The 14,223-nt window shown below is 61.8% G+C and carries 19 protein-coding genes; 18 read left to right on the plus strand and 1 reads right to left on the minus strand.

Going from position 1 to position 14,223, the window contains the following annotated elements; all coding sequences use genetic code 11:
• The first annotated feature begins 490 nt into the window (after positions 1 to 490).
• The 8 genes from lysW (at position 491) to ABGT66_RS11825 (ending at position 7,196) form a co-directional block, all read left to right on the plus strand.
• Positions 491 to 658, plus strand: coding sequence for a lysine biosynthesis protein LysW (gene lysW / locus ABGT66_RS11790; protein WP_346690848.1), 168 nt, complete (start codon positions 491 to 493; stop codon positions 656 to 658).
• Complete coding sequence (gene lysX, locus ABGT66_RS11795) at positions 658 to 1,494, plus strand: lysine biosynthesis protein LysX (protein WP_346690849.1); 837 nt, start codon at positions 658 to 660, stop codon at positions 1,492 to 1,494. The genes lysW and lysX overlap by 1 nt, the downstream gene beginning before the upstream one ends.
• 201 nt (positions 1,495 to 1,695) lie before the next feature.
• Positions 1,696 to 2,745, plus strand: a complete 1,050-nt coding sequence (gene argC, locus ABGT66_RS11800) for an N-acetyl-gamma-glutamyl-phosphate reductase (RefSeq protein WP_346690851.1) — start codon at positions 1,696 to 1,698, stop codon at positions 2,743 to 2,745.
• A 13-nt stretch (positions 2,746 to 2,758) separates the two neighbouring features.
• Positions 2,759 to 3,568 (plus strand): uridylate kinase, encoded by an 810-nt coding sequence (locus ABGT66_RS11805; protein WP_346690853.1) that lies wholly within the window; start codon positions 2,759 to 2,761, stop codon positions 3,566 to 3,568.
• Positions 3,553 to 4,707, plus strand: a complete 1,155-nt coding sequence (locus ABGT66_RS11810; RefSeq protein WP_346690854.1) for an aminotransferase class III-fold pyridoxal phosphate-dependent enzyme — start codon at positions 3,553 to 3,555, stop codon at positions 4,705 to 4,707. Before ABGT66_RS11805 ends, ABGT66_RS11810 begins: the two co-directional genes overlap by 16 nt.
• Positions 4,707 to 5,741: a M20/M25/M40 family metallo-hydrolase gene (locus ABGT66_RS11815; RefSeq protein ID WP_346690856.1), complete on the plus strand. Its 1,035-nt coding sequence runs from the start codon at positions 4,707 to 4,709 to the stop codon at positions 5,739 to 5,741. Before ABGT66_RS11810 ends, ABGT66_RS11815 begins: the two co-directional genes overlap by 1 nt.
• Before the next feature lie 128 nt (positions 5,742 to 5,869).
• Positions 5,870 to 6,184, plus strand: coding sequence for a hypothetical protein (locus ABGT66_RS11820; protein WP_346690858.1), 315 nt, complete (start codon positions 5,870 to 5,872; stop codon positions 6,182 to 6,184).
• 103 nt (positions 6,185 to 6,287) lie between these two features.
• On the plus strand, positions 6,288 to 7,196 hold the full coding sequence (locus tag ABGT66_RS11825; protein WP_346690860.1) for a hypothetical protein: 909 nt from the start codon (positions 6,288 to 6,290) through the stop codon (positions 7,194 to 7,196).
• A 121-nt stretch (positions 7,197 to 7,317) separates the two neighbouring features.
• Here the strand turns inward: ABGT66_RS11825 and cobT are convergent, their stop codons facing one another.
• On the minus strand, positions 7,318 to 8,478 hold the full coding sequence (cobT, locus tag ABGT66_RS11830; RefSeq protein WP_346690862.1) for a nicotinate mononucleotide-dependent phosphoribosyltransferase CobT: 1,161 nt from the start codon (positions 8,476 to 8,478) through the stop codon (positions 7,318 to 7,320).
• 67 nt (positions 8,479 to 8,545) lie between these two features.
• Between cobT and ABGT66_RS11835 the strand changes: the two genes are divergently transcribed.
• The 10 genes from ABGT66_RS11835 to ABGT66_RS11880 all read left to right on the plus strand — a co-directional run bounded on the left by ABGT66_RS11835 (position 8,546) and on the right by ABGT66_RS11880 (position 14,164).
• Positions 8,546 to 9,163: a V-type ATP synthase subunit D gene (locus tag ABGT66_RS11835; RefSeq protein ID WP_294193299.1), complete on the plus strand. Its 618-nt coding sequence runs from the start codon at positions 8,546 to 8,548 to the stop codon at positions 9,161 to 9,163.
• Between the two features lie 53 nt (positions 9,164 to 9,216).
• The gene (locus ABGT66_RS11840; RefSeq protein WP_346690864.1) at positions 9,217 to 9,492 is read left to right on the plus strand and encodes a hypothetical protein; all 276 of its coding nucleotides are present in this window, start codon (positions 9,217 to 9,219) and stop codon (positions 9,490 to 9,492) included.
• 49 nt (positions 9,493 to 9,541) lie between these two features.
• Positions 9,542 to 10,639, plus strand: a complete 1,098-nt coding sequence (locus tag ABGT66_RS11845; protein WP_294193295.1) for a V-type ATPase subunit — start codon at positions 9,542 to 9,544, stop codon at positions 10,637 to 10,639.
• Complete coding sequence (locus tag ABGT66_RS11850) at positions 10,630 to 10,791, plus strand: hypothetical protein (protein WP_346690865.1); 162 nt, start codon at positions 10,630 to 10,632, stop codon at positions 10,789 to 10,791. The genes ABGT66_RS11845 and ABGT66_RS11850 overlap by 10 nt, the downstream gene beginning before the upstream one ends.
• Positions 10,792 to 10,870: 79 nt before the next feature.
• The gene (locus ABGT66_RS11855) at positions 10,871 to 12,403 is read left to right on the plus strand and encodes a V-type ATPase 116kDa subunit family protein (protein ID WP_346690867.1); all 1,533 of its coding nucleotides are present in this window, start codon (positions 10,871 to 10,873) and stop codon (positions 12,401 to 12,403) included.
• Entirely contained in the window at positions 12,403 to 12,618 is a 216-nt protein-coding gene (locus tag ABGT66_RS11860) for a hypothetical protein (RefSeq protein WP_346690869.1), read from the plus strand. Before ABGT66_RS11855 ends, ABGT66_RS11860 begins: the two co-directional genes overlap by 1 nt.
• 72 nt (positions 12,619 to 12,690) lie before the next feature.
• Positions 12,691 to 12,873 (plus strand): hypothetical protein, encoded by a 183-nt coding sequence (locus ABGT66_RS11865; RefSeq protein WP_346690871.1) that lies wholly within the window; start codon positions 12,691 to 12,693, stop codon positions 12,871 to 12,873.
• A 13-nt stretch (positions 12,874 to 12,886) separates the two neighbouring features.
• Positions 12,887 to 13,120: an ATP synthase subunit C gene (locus tag ABGT66_RS11870; protein ID WP_346690873.1), complete on the plus strand. Its 234-nt coding sequence runs from the start codon at positions 12,887 to 12,889 to the stop codon at positions 13,118 to 13,120.
• Positions 13,121 to 13,139: 19 nt separating this feature from the next.
• Positions 13,140 to 13,448 carry a V-type ATP synthase subunit F gene (locus tag ABGT66_RS11875; RefSeq protein WP_294193289.1) on the plus strand — a complete coding sequence of 103 codons (309 nt, stop codon included), beginning with the start codon at positions 13,140 to 13,142 and terminating at the stop codon, positions 13,446 to 13,448.
• A 248-nt stretch (positions 13,449 to 13,696) separates the two neighbouring features.
• Entirely contained in the window at positions 13,697 to 14,164 is a 468-nt protein-coding gene (locus ABGT66_RS11880) for a V-type ATP synthase subunit E family protein (RefSeq protein WP_346690875.1), read from the plus strand.
• Positions 14,165 to 14,223 lie beyond the last annotated feature (59 nt).

The following is a 14,223-nucleotide window of genomic DNA, read 5'->3' on the forward strand; positions in this document are numbered from 1 at the left end:
CGCGGCGCACCGCCGCACGCCTCACGCGCAGCCGCGCGCCGCGGCTTCACGGAGGCGGCGCGAAACGGCGGATTTCCCGCAGCTTTTACGAAAGCGGCGCAAAGCGCGCGAAGCCGCCCAAACGCGCCGGACTTTTCCTCAAATCGCGGCGCGCGCGCCGGCTCCGCGCAGACGCCGCCGCGCACGGACGCGCGCGAGAAACCGCCGCCGCGGCGCAAAATCAGCTAAAACCGAAAAAATCGTTTTTCCTCGGCTGCGCGCCGCATTCGGCACTTGACAAATAAAATCTTCGGTGTATCATACCTCACCAGGATAAATGAACTTTTTATTATTTTATCCAATCTAAATAGTTAAATCTACAGCAATTTATGAACCGCCGTAAGAATTTCAGGCGCTGACAAGGTTGTAGAAAGCAAATTATTAGATAAATAGAAAATAAAAAGTTCGCGAAAGTTTAATAAAATAAAAAAATTTACTGGAGGTTATTTTAATGAAAGCTGTATGCGTAGTTTGCGAGGCCAATGTCTCCGTTCCGGACGATTGCTGCGAAGGCGAGCTCGTCATCTGCCCCGACTGCGGGACCGAGCTCGAGGTAGTTTCGCTCGAACCGCTCACGCTTGAGGAAGCACCGCAGGTTCAGGAAGACTGGGGAGAATAATGGCCGTCCTGCGCATTCTCTTCACGCGCCTGCGCACCGAGGAGAAGCTGCTTAAAGAGGCGGCGGAGCGCCTCGGCATTCCGTGCGAGCTTCAGCTCGTCTCGGACACCGTATTCGGCGGCGAGCCGTTCTGCTCGCAGGACGACGTCGTGCTCGCGCGCTGCGTCTCGCACAATCAGAACGAGGCGGTCGCGCAGATGCTCGAGACTCAGGGCGTCCGCGTCGTGAACTCGTCGCACGTCATGGGCGTCTGCGGCAACAAGCTGACGACCTCGTGCGTGCTCGAGCAGGCGGGGGTGCCGCAGCCGAAGTATCTCGTCGCCTTCACGCAGGAGGGCGCGCTCGACGCTGTCGAGCGTCTCGGCTATCCCGCGGTCTGCAAGCCCGTCTCCGGAAGCTGGGGCCGTCTGCTCGCGAAGCTCAACGACAGGGAGAGCGCGGAGGCGGTCTTCGAGCACAAGGCGATGCTCGGCGCGATTCACAACACCTTCTATATTCAGGAGTTCGTCGACAAGGGCAGCTTCGACGTGCGCGCCTTCGTCGTCGACGGAGAGCCGCTCTGCGCCATCGCGCGCACAAGCCAGCACTGGATCACGAACACGGCGCGCGGAGGCTCGGCCTCGAACATGCCGCTCGACGACGAGGTCTCCGAGCTGCTTCGCTCGGTGCACCGCGCGATAGGCGGCGAGTTCCTCGCTGTCGACCTCTTCAAGAGCAACGGACGCTGGCTCGTCAACGAGGTCAACGACGGCGGAGAGTTCCGCAACTCGATAGCCCCGACCGGCAAGGACATCCCAGGCGCGGTGGTCGAGGCGGCGTGGAACAAGAGAAGATAAAGATGAATTTTTACGCGGCCCGCACGACGCTCATAAAGCGCGGAAAGTGCAAGCGCATAAAGCGCTCGCTCGGCGGGACGCGGATTTTTGCCGGAGGTTTCTAGCGCTCGGGCGCTCTACGGCGGATTCACGGCTCGCTCCATAGGGAAGCGGGCCTTTATTTTTGAGTTTTCATAAATTTTTCGAAGGGGAGAATTTTTCATGTCAGACAGGATTCCCGTAACAATATGGGGCGCGACGGGCTTCGCCGGAGCGGAGCTGCTCCGCATCTTCGCGCGCCATCCGCATTTCGAAGTGATAGGCGCGGTTTCGCGCTCGAAGGCCGGCACGTCTGTCAGCGCGGCGCATCCGCATCTGCGCCACGTATATAACGAGATGACCTTCATTTCGCCCGAGGAAGCCGCGCAGCTTTCGCCCGCCGTTTCGTTCCTCGCGCTGCCCCACCGCGCCTCGGCGCAGGAGGCTGTGCGCAGGCTCGAAGCGGGCGAGCGCGTCGTCGACCTTTCGGCGGACTTCCGCCTCCGCAGCGCCGAAGAATATAAAAACTGGTACGGCGTCGACCATCCCGCGCCGGAGCTTCTCTCGGAAGCGGTCTACGGACTGCCGGAGCTGCACCGCGCGGAGATGGCGAACGCGCGGCTGATATCGGGCGTCGGCTGCAACGCGACCTCGGTCATCACGGCGCTGCTTCCACTCGCGAAGGCGGGGCTTATAGAGGAAGCGCGCGTCGAGTGCCGCGTCGGCTCGTCCGAAGCCGGAGCGAACGCGGACGAAGGCTCGGCGCACGCGATGCGCAGCCGCGCGATGCGCGTGGTCAGCCCCTTCGTACACCGCCACATGGCGGAGGTCGTGCAGGAGCTTTCGCTGCCGATGAGCGCCTTCACTATGGGCGTCACGACGGCGGAGATGGTGCGCGGCATCCAGTGCCTCGCGCACGTCACGCTGAACCGCCAGGTGCGCGAGGCGGAGATATGGAAGCTCTACCGCGCCGCGTGGAACGGCGAGCCCTTCGTCTCCTTCACGCCCGCGAAACCGGCGCACTTCCGCATTCCCGACCCGCGCTTCGTCCTCGGCAGCAACCGCGTGCTGACGGGCTTCATGCTCGCGGAGGACGGACGCCGCATGATAGCGGCCTCGGCTATAGACAACCTTATGAAGGGCGCGGCGGGCTCCGCCGTCCAGTGCGCGAACCTGATGTTCGGCCTGGACGAGACAGAAGGGCTCGACATGATGCCCGTCTACCCGGCGTAGGAGGCGCGTGACTATGATAGGAGTAGTAAAAATCGGCGGCGCTTCGGGCAACGCGCTCGAGCCGCTCATGGACGAAGTAGCGAAAAGAGTCGCCGCGGGCGAGCGCTGGATAGTCGTACACGGCGCGAGCGGCGTTATGAACGACCTCTGCGCCGAGCGCGGCGTCGCGATACGCATGGTGACGAGCCCGAGCGGATACAGAAGCCGTTTCGTAGGCGAAAAGGAGCGCGAGCTCTTCCGCGAGGCGGCGCTCTCCTACGGCGCGCGCATAAAGGCGCTTCTCGCCGAGCGCGGCGTGAAGGCCGAGCAGGCGGACCCGGAGCAGGCTGCATACGCCGTCGCAAAACGCAAGGATTTCCTGCGCGAGTGCGTGAACGGACGCATAAGGATACTGCGCGGCAACTACAGCGGGACGGTTACCAAAATAGACGTTTCTTCGCTGACCGTGATGCTCGACGCCGGAATCACGCCGGTCGTGCCGCCGCTCGCGCTCGACGCGGAGCTTTCGATATCACTCAACATCGACGGCGACCGCCTCGCGGCGCAGATAGCGGGCGCGGTTCGCGCGGAGCTCATGGTAATACTCTCCAACGTCCCCGGCCTCATGAAGGATATCAACGACCCCGCTTCGCTCATCACCTCGGGACGCCTCGCCCAGTGGGACATAATAGAACATTACGCCGAAGGCAACATGAAAAGGAAGCTCGTCGCCTGTAAAGAGGCGCTCGAGCTCTCCGTGCCGAAGGTCTATCTCGCCGACGGGCGCGTGCCGTCGCCCATAGCGAACGCCGAGGAGGGGCGCGCGACATGTCTGGTTCGTTAAGCAAGCTTTTCGGAGGACGCGGCCTCGTGCTGACGCACGGCGACGGCCCGTACGTCTGGGACGCGCAGGGACGCTGCTACGTCGACTTCTTCAACGGCCACGGCGCGGCGCTCTTCGGCCACGCGCACCCCGCGCTGCTTGAGGCCGTCAAAGAGGCCGAGGCAGGCGTCTGGAGCTGCGGCGCTGGCTACGACTCGCCCGTGCGCGAAGAGGTGGCGAACCTCCTCGCCGAGGGCATGGGACGCGACGCGACAGTATTTTTATGCAACAGCGGCACAGAGGCCATCGAGGGCGCTCTTAAGCTCGCCGCCGCGCTGCGCAAGGGGCGCGACGAAATCATAGCGGCGCGCCGCGGATTCCACGGGCGCAGCTGCGGCTCGCTCGGCCTCACCTTCAACCCGAAATACCGCGCGCCCTTCGCCTCGTTCATACACGCGGCGAAGCACTACGCGCCAGAAGAAATTCCCGAAAAAATCACAGACGCGACGCTCGCCGTATTCATCGAGCCCGTGCAGGGCGAGGGCGGCGTCTACCCGATACAGGAGGAAGTAGGCCGCGCAATAACGGAAGCCTGCCGCGCGCACGGAACGCTGCTCGTCGCCGACGAGGTGCAGACCGGCCTCGGACGCTGCGGAAGCTTCTTCGCATCGTACCGCCACGGCCTCGAGCCCGACATAATCTGCGTCGCGAAGGGGCTCGCGGGCGGACTGCCCGCCGGAGCCGTCGTCTGGCGCAGCGAGCTCGGCGACTTCCCGCCGCACACGCACGGCTCCACCTACGGCGGCAACGAATTCGTCGCGCGCGTATCGGCGGCGGCGCTAAAGCTCGTCAAGAGCGAAAACCTCTGCGCCCACGCCGAAGAGCTCGGCGCCTTCATCCGCTCCGAAATAGAGAGCAGAAACATCCCGCTCGTCAGCGCCGTGCGCGGCGACGGCCTGCTCATAGGCGTCGAAAGCGAGATGCCCTCGCAGGACATAGTCAAGGCGCTCCAGGACAACAGGCTCCTCTCGCTCCCCGCTGGGCCGAGGGTCGTGCGCTTCCTGCCCTCCTTCGCCGTGACGCGCGAGGCCGCCGCCGAGGGCGTCGAAATATTCGAACGCACCATGCGCGAGCTTGCGGCAAAGGGAGGAAAAGCCTGATGCGCTTTCCCGAATCGGTCGGCCTCCTCATCGACATCGTAGCCGTACCGAGCCCGACGCGCCAGGAAGAAAACGCGGCGCGCATGCTCTGCGACCGCCTGCCGCGCTTCGGCTGGGAGACGGCGCACATCGACGGCGCGGGCTCCGTCATAGCGACGCGCGGCAACGGCGACAAGGAGCTCGTGCTCCTGAGCCACATAGACACCGTCCCCGGCGGGCCGAAATTCGCAGTCACCGAGGACCGCATCATAGGGCGCGGCTCCGTCGACGCGAAAAGCCCATGCTGCGCGCTCGCCGTCGCGGGCGGCGCGGTCGAAATCCCCGAAGACTGGCGCGTCACCTTCGTAGCCGCCGTCGGCGAAGAGATAGACTCGCGCGGCGCGCGCTTCCGCATGCCGCTCCACGAGCCAGCCGCGCTCGTCATAGGCGAGCCGACCGGCAGCCAGGGCGTCGCGCTCTCCTACCGCGGGCGCATACTCTTCTCGCTCGTTGCCGAAGACAGCGGCGCGCACCGCTCCGGCAGCCCCGGCCCTATGACCGCCGCCGTCAACGCCGCCGCCTCGCTCATCCAGATAACTAAGAACATGGGCAGCGGCTACAACATCGCCGTCATGGAAATGGAAGGCCACGAGGCCGGCAAACGCTCCGCCTCGATAACGCTCGACCTTCGCACGCCGATCGGCGCGGACAAGGAAGAGCTCGAGCTCATGCTCAAGGAGACCGCCGCGGCCTTCGAGGTCGGCCTCGAGATAATCGAGTACGTGCCGCCGCACGAGGTCCACAAATCCGACCCCGTGATACGCGCTTTCCGCAACGCGATACGCGAAGTCAGCGGAGAGCCGCCGCGCGTCCTCGCCAAACAGGGCACCTGCGACTTCAACGTCCTCTCGCCGTGGGGCTGCCCGATGGGAGCCTACGGCCCCGGCGACTCGCGCTACGACCACAGCTCCGACGAGCAGATAGAAATCAAGGAATTCCTGCGCGGCGTCGAGGTCATAAAAAAAGCTCTGCCGAAGATAATGGCGGCTATATAGCGGACATCCGCCGCGCCGCAGCCTCAAAAAAATCACAATTATAAGGTATAATCATTACCAGATAATAAACGTGAGAAAAGGAGGCCATCGCGGTGACAATCAAAAAATTGGCGGCATTGGCGTTTATATTGACAGTGGCAGTCGCCGGACAGGCCGCCGCCCATCCTCCGACGAACGTCAAGCTGAGCTGGGACGGCGCGGGACAGACGCTCTCGGTCGCGGCCGACCACCGCGTCAACGACAAGACGAAGCACTACGTCATGAGCATGTCCGTATCGGGCCCGTCGGGCCAGCTCGTCTCCGAGAGATACGACTCGCAGGGGACGAACGAAGGCTTCTCCGACACGGTCGAGCTCAGCGGCGTGAAGCCCGGAGACAAGCTCTCCGTCGAGCTCGTCTGCAACATAATGGGCACGGCGACCAAAGAAATAACGATAAAGTAAAAGCATCCGCAAAAATAAAAAAGACAGGACGGCGCGCCGCTCCTGTCTTTTACGTATGCGCGCACAGCGCGTCAAAAAACGACAGCCGGAGATGTTATATAAAATGAAGACAGCGTTTGAAGAAATCGTAAGCGTAGAACACATAGGCAAAGACGAAAACCCGTTCGCGCTCGGCGAGCTGCTCGCGAAAGCCTGCGCCGAAGAGCTGCCGCGCGCCGCGAAAGACAAAACGCGCACATTGCTCCTATGCGTCGACATGCAGCGCGACTTCATAGAGGGCGGCCCGCTCGGCGTCGCGGGCTCCGTAGGCGACACAGAGCGACTCACGCGCTTCATCTACAGAAACATGACGAAGATAACCGAAATCGCCGCCTCGCTCGACACGCACTCGCCGCGCCAGATATTCCACCAGTGCTGGTGGCGCGGAGCGGACGGGCAGATGCCCGCACCCTTCACCGTAATCACGGCCAAAGACGTAAAAGAAGGCCGCTGGCGTCCGCTCTACGAAAAAGAAAAAAGCGAGGAATATCTCGAATACCTCGAGACCGGCGGGCAGAAACAGCTCGTAATATGGCCCTACCACTGCATCGCGGGGACGTCAGGCTGCGCGCTCGAAAACCAGTTCTCGAACATGATCCACTTCTTCTCCGCCGCGCGCGAAGCCGGCCTCAAAAAAATCGTCAAGGGCACGCTGCCCGCGACCGAGTTCTACGGCATAGTCAGCCCCGAATACGACCCCGGCGGCAGCTACGCGAACCGCGAGCTGCTCGACGACCTGAAGCGCTGCGACAAGCTCGTAATAGCCGGCGAAGCGCGCGACTACTGCGTCGCCCAGAGCGTCCTGCAAATCTGCGAAGCGATGGAAAAAGAAAAGAAACGCCCGGAAATCTTCATCATGGAAGACTGCATGAGCTGCGTCGGCCCCAACGTAGCGTCAGTCTCCGCAATGTACAAAGAATGGTCCGACAAATTCAGCTTCCGCATCGTCAAAAGCACGGAGGAATTTCTGTAAATTCAAGTAATGCACAGGAGCGGCACGGCATAATAGACCGTACCGCTCTTATTGTTTCGAAAATTAAAATTATACTTCTAACTAAAGTTATATTTTTATAACGACATCAAAACAGTTAATACTAAACGCTGCGCCTTTCTACCGAACTTACGACCTCGGGGGGAAGCGGGCCCTCGTTCAGCATTTTTTCGTAGAGCTCCTCGGTTTTCGACTGGATGCGTTCCATCGAGACGCCGAGCTGCTGCGCGTACCACACCGCGCCGCCCGCGCCCACGCCTTCTTTGATGAAGCCTTTCTCGTAGTCTGCGAGCCCGGGGAAGCGCGAGTACGTGAAGTCGAGCGGCGCGGCGTACCAGCGGACGCCGATTTTCTCCGCGTACTCTTCAAGGCAACTGGTCGGGTCTATGTGGACGTACTTCGTCGTGGCGACGAGTATGTCGCGCGTGAAGCCCATGTCGCGCAGTATTGCCGCGACGGCCATCATCTGCGTGCCGCCCGCGAGCGTTATCTTCACGTCCTCGGGCAGCGCGGCGGCGTAGGCCGCTACAGCTATCTGCATCGGGTCGCCTATCTCGGCGGGAACGCGCAGCCCCATGCCCTTCATGCCGCCGGCTTCGATGCCGAGGCGCGCGGAGGTCTCCTTCCATATCTGTTCCTTGAGCGAGAGCGGGTTCTCCGGCCCAGCCGACGAGACGGTGCCGAGGTAGCCGAGCGCGCGCAGCACGAGCATCGCCGTCGTCGTGCCGCCCGGCACCGATTCCGCGAGGACGACCTGCTTTACGCTCCCGTCGAGCGAGCGCGCGAGCTCCGCCGAACGCGCGGCGATTTCTTCGTAATCCCGGACGGCGCTCTCAAAGCGCATGTCGCGCCCCGGCGTTTCGCTTATCGTCACGTGCGGCGACGCTGGCGCTATCGAGGTGCAGACGCGCACGGTCTGCACGGGGAAGCCCGCTTCGAGCAGAGCGGCGCGCGTGACGACGGCGGGCGACGGATGGCCGAACGGGTCGAACGGCAGCGTCGGCGCGACCTTCGGGCGGTCGTAGAAGAGCATGTCGGCGTCGGCTGGCGCGGTGTACGGAAGCGCGTCTACGTTGGAGCCCGCGGCGGAGAGGCCGGGAATCCTTGCGAGCGCTGTTTCGCCTATGAACAACAGAAACATTGCTGATTTTTCCCCCTTACGGAACAACGGTTTGAGTGTTACAATGCGCGATAGGTGTTCCCCCTGACAGAGGAGTACCTTCTTATTATTCAGCGCCGCACAGTTTACGCGCCAAACGCGCATGAAGAGATTATATTACGGCGGCGCGGTCTGCGTAAGTGACGCGCGGACTTTCGGAGGAGGAATATCCGTGGCTTCAAAGCTCGCCCCGACACGAGGCAACCTCGTTAAACTCACGAAGGATATGGCGATGGCGCAGTCCGGGCACGACCTCCTGGACCAGAAGCGCCAGGTGCTTATGATGGAGCTCGTCCGCTACATAGACTCCGCGAAGAAGATTCAGGAGGACGTGGCGAAGATATTCCAGGACGCCTACGACGCGCTCCAGAAGGCGAACGTCTCGCTCGGCATCGACACCGTCGGCGACATTTCAGAATCCATTCCCATAACGACCGATATAACGGTGCGCCTGCACTCGATAATGGGAGTTGAAATTCCCGACATCGACCCGCTTAACGGCGAGGCGATACCGAGCTACTCCTTCCACGGCTCGTCCGGCGCGATGGACGCGGCCTACGCGAAGTTCCGCCGCGTCATGGTGCTGCTCGCGCAGCTCGCGGAGATCGAGACGAGCGTCTACCGCCTCGCGGTGCAGATACGCAAGACGCACCGCCGCGTTAACGCGCTCGAGAAGGTCGTCATACCGAAGGACATGGCGGAGATACGTTTCATCACGGACGTGCTCGAAGAAAGCGACCGCGAGGACTTCACGAGAATGAAGCTCGCGCAGAAAAAGATAAAGGATTAGCATCCCGCAGTTCAAAGGACGCGCTATCTCAGAGTAGTACTCTTCAGGAAGTCTTGGCAGTCCTGCTCGGGGCCGAGTCGGAAGCCAAACGCATAGTCGGCGACTCGAAGAACGAGGCGGAGTCTATGCTCCAGACGGCGCAGGAGAAGTTTTCCTCCGAGCGCACGAGCCGCATGGCAGCCGCGCGCGGGCAGGCCAAGGATCTAATGGAGGCCGCCCTCAACTCGGCAAAAACCGAATCCGAGCAGATCGTGAACCTCGGCAAGGAGGAGCGCGAGCGTATGCAGAAGCGCTTCGCGGAGACGCCGACACGGTCATCGACTCGATAGTATCCGAAATAGTAGACGGCTTCGTTTCTAAGAAAAGAGGCGGAATTTAGTGCCATTCTCGAACGGTTCGGCTACGGCCCTCGGAGTCAAGGCCCACGTGCTTTACAGCCAGCTGCTGAAAGCGGACGAGTACTGGGCTCTGCTCGGCCTCAAGTCTACAACTGAAATAGCCGCGTTCCTGAAGCAGACGGCCGGTTACAAGGACAAGTTCGAGACGCTCGTCCCGGCCAACGTGCACCGCATCGACCTTGAGAACGCGCTGCGTTCGTCCGTGCTCGCGGAGGCGGAGTCCTTCCTCTTCTACCTGCTCGGCGTGTGGCGCGACTTCTTCCTCGACTGGCTCAGCTGGTACGAGGCCGAGCAGCTCAAGAGCATCTTCCGCTGGATTCACTCGAAAAGGCTCGACCGCGACGAGATGCGCCGCCGCCTTTATCACATCCCGAGCTCGAAGCTCCCATACGAAGCTCTGCTCAACTGCCGCGACTACCGCGAGGTGCTCGAGGCGCTCGTGAACACGCAGTACTACGCCGTGCTGCGCGAGCCTGTGCGCCGCCTCATCAACGGCGAAAAATCGCTCTTCGCGCTTGAATTCGCCATCGACAACCTCGTGGAGACGAAGCTCTACAGCGACATCAACAAGCTCCCGGCGCACGAGCGCGAGATACTCGAGCCGCTCTTCGGCGAACGCCTCGACCTGCTCAACCTCTACTATTTCCACAGATGCGTCTGCTACTACAACATGAGCATAGAAGAGACGATAAGCCGTATGCTGCCGGTCAAGTACAAGGTCAAGATAAAGCACCTGCGCCAGCTCTCGAAGGGCGCGGGGCTTGAGGAACGCATAGCGATGATGGAAGAGATGTTCCCCGTCTACGGAAGGATATTCTCCAACTCGCTGAAGGAAGACGACGAAGAGCTCGCGCTCGACATGTCGATAGAAAGGTACATCTACCTCAAGGCCCTTTCGATACTAAAAAGCGGCGTCCCCGGATTCCACACGGCGATAGCCTACTTCCTGCTCAAGGCCTACGAAGTGGCGGACATCATTCGGGTAGTGGAAGACGTGCGATACAACTACGACCGCAACGTCGCGATCAAATACCTCATCAGGCCGATATTCAACGGGGGTGAACGCACATGGCAGTAATGAAAATGGTCGCCCTGACCATGATAGGGCCTCAGTCCGAGATGGAGCCGGTCGCCCGCCAGATGGTCCTGACGGGAGGCTTTCAGCCGCTGCCGCTCGACCTGCTCATCAACGACAGGTCCGCTGCGCTCGAAGCTGACCACCGAGACTGAAAATCCCTACGACATATTAGTCACGAAAATTTCCGCAATATGGAAGGTCGCGGGAGAGGCCGTCCCCGACCCGCAGCCCGTGACCATCAAGAAGGACTTCACGCTCACGAAGGCGCGCATGCTCGTCGAGCAGACCTCTAACAGGCTCCAGATATGGGACCAGCGCCGCAGCGCGCTCGTCGACGAGGAAGAGCTGCTGCAGGCGGCGAAGCTCTTCGTCGAAGCGCTGCACGGCACGCGCTTCGGGCCGATGGACCTAGCGGAGGGCAGCTTTGCGAAGGCCTTCTTCGGATGCCTCACGAACGACAACTTCCAGCGCCTCCAGGAAAGCACCGAGGAGTCCCCGATAGTCGTCAACAGCCTCACCGCGTCGAAGGGCAACACCTGGGCGCTCGTCATCACCTCGCCCGACTACGCCGATTCGACGAAGAAGCTGCTCGACGCCGTGTACTTCAAGGAATTCTCGCTGAAGGAGATAGCGGCGCAGATCGAGAGCGACAACCCGCTCGAGCTCATCGAAAAGCGCATCTTCAACCACCAGCGCGCGATACGCGGGCTTGCGAAGGCGGCGAAGGAGATGCTGCGCGAGCACCGCGAGAAGTACGAGCTGCTCTTCTCCGAGCTCTACACGATGCAGCGCGTCTACGACGTATGCAAGGGCCACGGCGAGGTCAGCGGCATGTTCGTCCTCTCGGGCTGGATTCCGGCGGACACCTACGCCGCGATAAGCGAGACCGTCGCCGCCGAAGCGCCGGGCACGACGCTCATCGTCGAGGACACGAGCGACATCTCGTCCCTCGGCATACGCATACCGATAAAGCTCAAGAACAACGCGATAGTCCGCTCGTTCCAGGACATCGTCGCGCTCTACAGCCTCCCGTCCTACGGAGAGATGGACCCGTCGCCCTTCGTCGCGATATCGTTCGTCCTCTTCTTCGGGTTTATGTTCGGAGACGTCGGGCACGGCCTGATGATCTTCCTCGGCTCGGCCTTCCTCGTGAAGCGCGGCATCATGCGCAGCTCGCTTGGCCGCGTCATGAAGATGGCGGCGGCATCGTCGGTCATATTCGGATTCCTCTACGGCAGCATCTTCGGCATGGAGGACCTGCTGCCCGCGGTGTGGCTCAGCCCGATGCACGACATCAACAGGCTCATAGCGATAGCGATATGCGTCGGCGTAATCATGATAAGCCTCGGCCTCGTGCTCAACATGGTCAAGCAGTACCGGGCGCACGACTTCGGACGGCTGCTCTTCGACGGGCAGGGAATGGCGGGGCTTTTGCTCTACTGGCTGCTCTGCGCGCTCGCGATGATATACATCACCGGCACGCCCGTGTCGGACACGCTCGCCAGCGTCATGTGGGGCGGCGCGCTCGTCATGCTCGTGCTGATGGTATTCCGCGACGTGCTCGCGCGCTACCTCCTGCATGAAAAGGGCGAGGGCGAGTCGCCCGTGCTCAACATGTTCGAGATAGTCCACAGCCTGCTCTCGTTCCTCTCGAACACGGCGTCGTTCGTCCGCCTCGCGGCCTTCGCGCTGAACCACGTCGGACTCTCGCTCGCGGTCATCATGCTCTCGAACATGGTGCACACGCTGCCGGCGGAATCGTGATGAAGGGCATCGTGCTCGTGCTCGGCAACCTCATCATAGTCGGGCTCGAAGGGCTCATAGTCTTCATACAGACGCTGCGTCTCGAATACTACGAGTTCTTCGGCAAGTTCTACAAGGGCGGCGGCAGCGCCTTCAAGCCCGTAGGCTGGAAAGCGCGACCGCGGCAAATATTCCAAGACGAGCGCCGAAGAGATATAGGCGCGTTAAAATCGTAACACCCGCGCGGCGTTCGTCCGGCGCGGCAGAACTTATAAAAAACGAAAAATTCAAGAAGGAGATGCATTTCAATGTTTGGACTGATGTTAAGCGGCGGTACGGTGGCGGCTCTTGTAGTGGCGGGGCTCGTCCTCAGAAATAAGCGTATGGAGAACGGCAGGAAGATATACACGACGGCGCTCGCCGTTTCGTCGCTGCTCGTGGCTCACCGGCGCGCTGCTCGCGCTCTTCTCCGGCACCTCGGTCGCGGCTGAGGAAGCCGCAGCTGTGGCGAAGGAAGTCTCCATCGGAGCGGGCCTCGGCTTCATAGCCGCGGCGGCAGCGACCGCCATCGCCTGCGTCGGCGCGGGCTTTGCAGTCGCGAACGTCGGCTCCGCCGCCATGGGGCTCGTCGGCGAGAAGCCGGAGATGCTCGGAACGACGCTCATCTACCTCGGCCTTGCGGAAGGTATCGCTATCTACGGCGTCATCGTCTCGCTGCTGATAATCCAGAAGCTCTAAGCTCGGAGACTCCGGTCAGATGAAAGCGTACCTTGTGAGCGACAATCACGACTCCCTCGTAGGCATGCGCCTCGCGGGCATCGAAGGGACGCTTGTACACACGCCTGAAGAGACGCACGACGCCATCCGCGAAGCGCTGAAAATCCGCGACCTCGCGATTCTCGCGATAACGGAGAAGGCGGCGGAAATGGCGGAGGACGCCGTGCGCCAGCTTCGCGAGCGCGGCGAGCTGCCGCTCGTCGTCGAGATACCGGACAGGTTCGGCACGAAGCGCGGACCCGATTTTCTTACGAAATACGTGCAGGAGGCCATCGGCGTAAAGATGTAGCCGGCGGCCCGCCGCCTGTTTCGTTTTCCGGCGGGGCTTCTCCGCGCGCCGCGCGGGAGTTCGCCCCTTTCGGGGCCGGACCGACACAAGAGGTGAATGAAGATGAACGAAGTATCAGCAGAAAAAGTCAACAATCTCAGAGACATAATCCTTAACCGGCCGGCGACGAGCGGAAGAGCAACCTGGCCCGCGGCCACAAGGACGCGGAGGCGTGGCTCGCGCGCGAGAACGAGAAGCTCCAGCACGAGGTGGACCTAGTGCTTCAGGACGCGCGCAAACGCGCCGAAGACATACGCCGCCGTCAGATACTCTCCGCAGAGAGGGACAAGTCGACGGAGACGCTGCGCCTCCAGAACAGAATCCTCTCCGAGGCGATGGGCCGTCTCCAGGACAAGCTCGTGCGCCTCCGCGACAGAGAGGACTACGCGGACATACTCGCCGGCATGTGCATAGAGGCCGCCGAGATGCTCGGCGTCAAGACGCCGCTCAAGCTGCGCCTCGCCTCGATGGACGCGGCCCTCGCGCCCGAGGTCATAGCGAAGACGCAGGCCTTCAACGGCGACATAGTAATGACCGCCGACGCCGACCCCGCGCCGATACTCGGCGGCTGCTGGGTCATCACGGCGGACGGACACAAGCAGGTGGACATGGACTGGCAGAGCGTCACGCAGGAACACGCGGACACGCTCGCCGAGCGTCTGCTGCCCCTGCTCTAGCGTGGGAGGGATGGCTTTTGGAAACGAAAAATAACGGCCGCGCCCTCCATCGGGGCACA

Origin of the sequence: uncultured Cloacibacillus sp. (assembly GCF_963926575.1) — a bacterium.
Taxonomy (GTDB): Bacteria; Synergistota; Synergistia; order Synergistales; family Synergistaceae; genus Caccocola; species Caccocola faecigallinarum.

Excerpts from the sequence above, each read along its gene's own strand:
- ABGT66_RS11860 (WP_346690869.1), top strand. The coding sequence starts at position 12,403 with ATGAAGGGCATCGTGCTCGTGCTCGGCAACCTCATCATAGTCGGGCTC.
- lysX (WP_346690849.1), top strand. The coding sequence starts at position 658 with ATGGCCGTCCTGCGCATTCTCTTCACGCGCCTGCGCACCGAGGAGAAG.
- ABGT66_RS11875 (WP_294193289.1), top strand. The coding sequence starts at position 13,140 with ATGAAAGCGTACCTTGTGAGCGACAATCACGACTCCCTCGTAGGCATG.
- ABGT66_RS11850 (WP_346690865.1), top strand. The coding sequence starts at position 10,630 with ATGGCAGTAATGAAAATGGTCGCCCTGACCATGATAGGGCCTCAGTCC.
- argC (WP_346690851.1), top strand. The coding sequence starts at position 1,696 with ATGTCAGACAGGATTCCCGTAACAATATGGGGCGCGACGGGCTTCGCC.
- ABGT66_RS11825 (WP_346690860.1), top strand. The coding sequence starts at position 6,288 with ATGAAGACAGCGTTTGAAGAAATCGTAAGCGTAGAACACATAGGCAAA.
- ABGT66_RS11805 (WP_346690853.1), top strand. The coding sequence starts at position 2,759 with ATGATAGGAGTAGTAAAAATCGGCGGCGCTTCGGGCAACGCGCTCGAG.
- lysW (WP_346690848.1), top strand. The coding sequence starts at position 491 with ATGAAAGCTGTATGCGTAGTTTGCGAGGCCAATGTCTCCGTTCCGGAC.
- cobT (WP_346690862.1), bottom strand. The coding sequence starts at position 8,478 with ATGCGCGTTTGGCGCGTAAACTGTGCGGCGCTGAATAATAAGAAGGTA.
- ABGT66_RS11815 (WP_346690856.1), top strand. The coding sequence starts at position 4,707 with ATGCGCTTTCCCGAATCGGTCGGCCTCCTCATCGACATCGTAGCCGTA.
- ABGT66_RS11810 (WP_346690854.1), top strand. The coding sequence starts at position 3,553 with ATGTCTGGTTCGTTAAGCAAGCTTTTCGGAGGACGCGGCCTCGTGCTG.
- ABGT66_RS11865 (WP_346690871.1), top strand. The coding sequence starts at position 12,691 with ATGTTTGGACTGATGTTAAGCGGCGGTACGGTGGCGGCTCTTGTAGTG.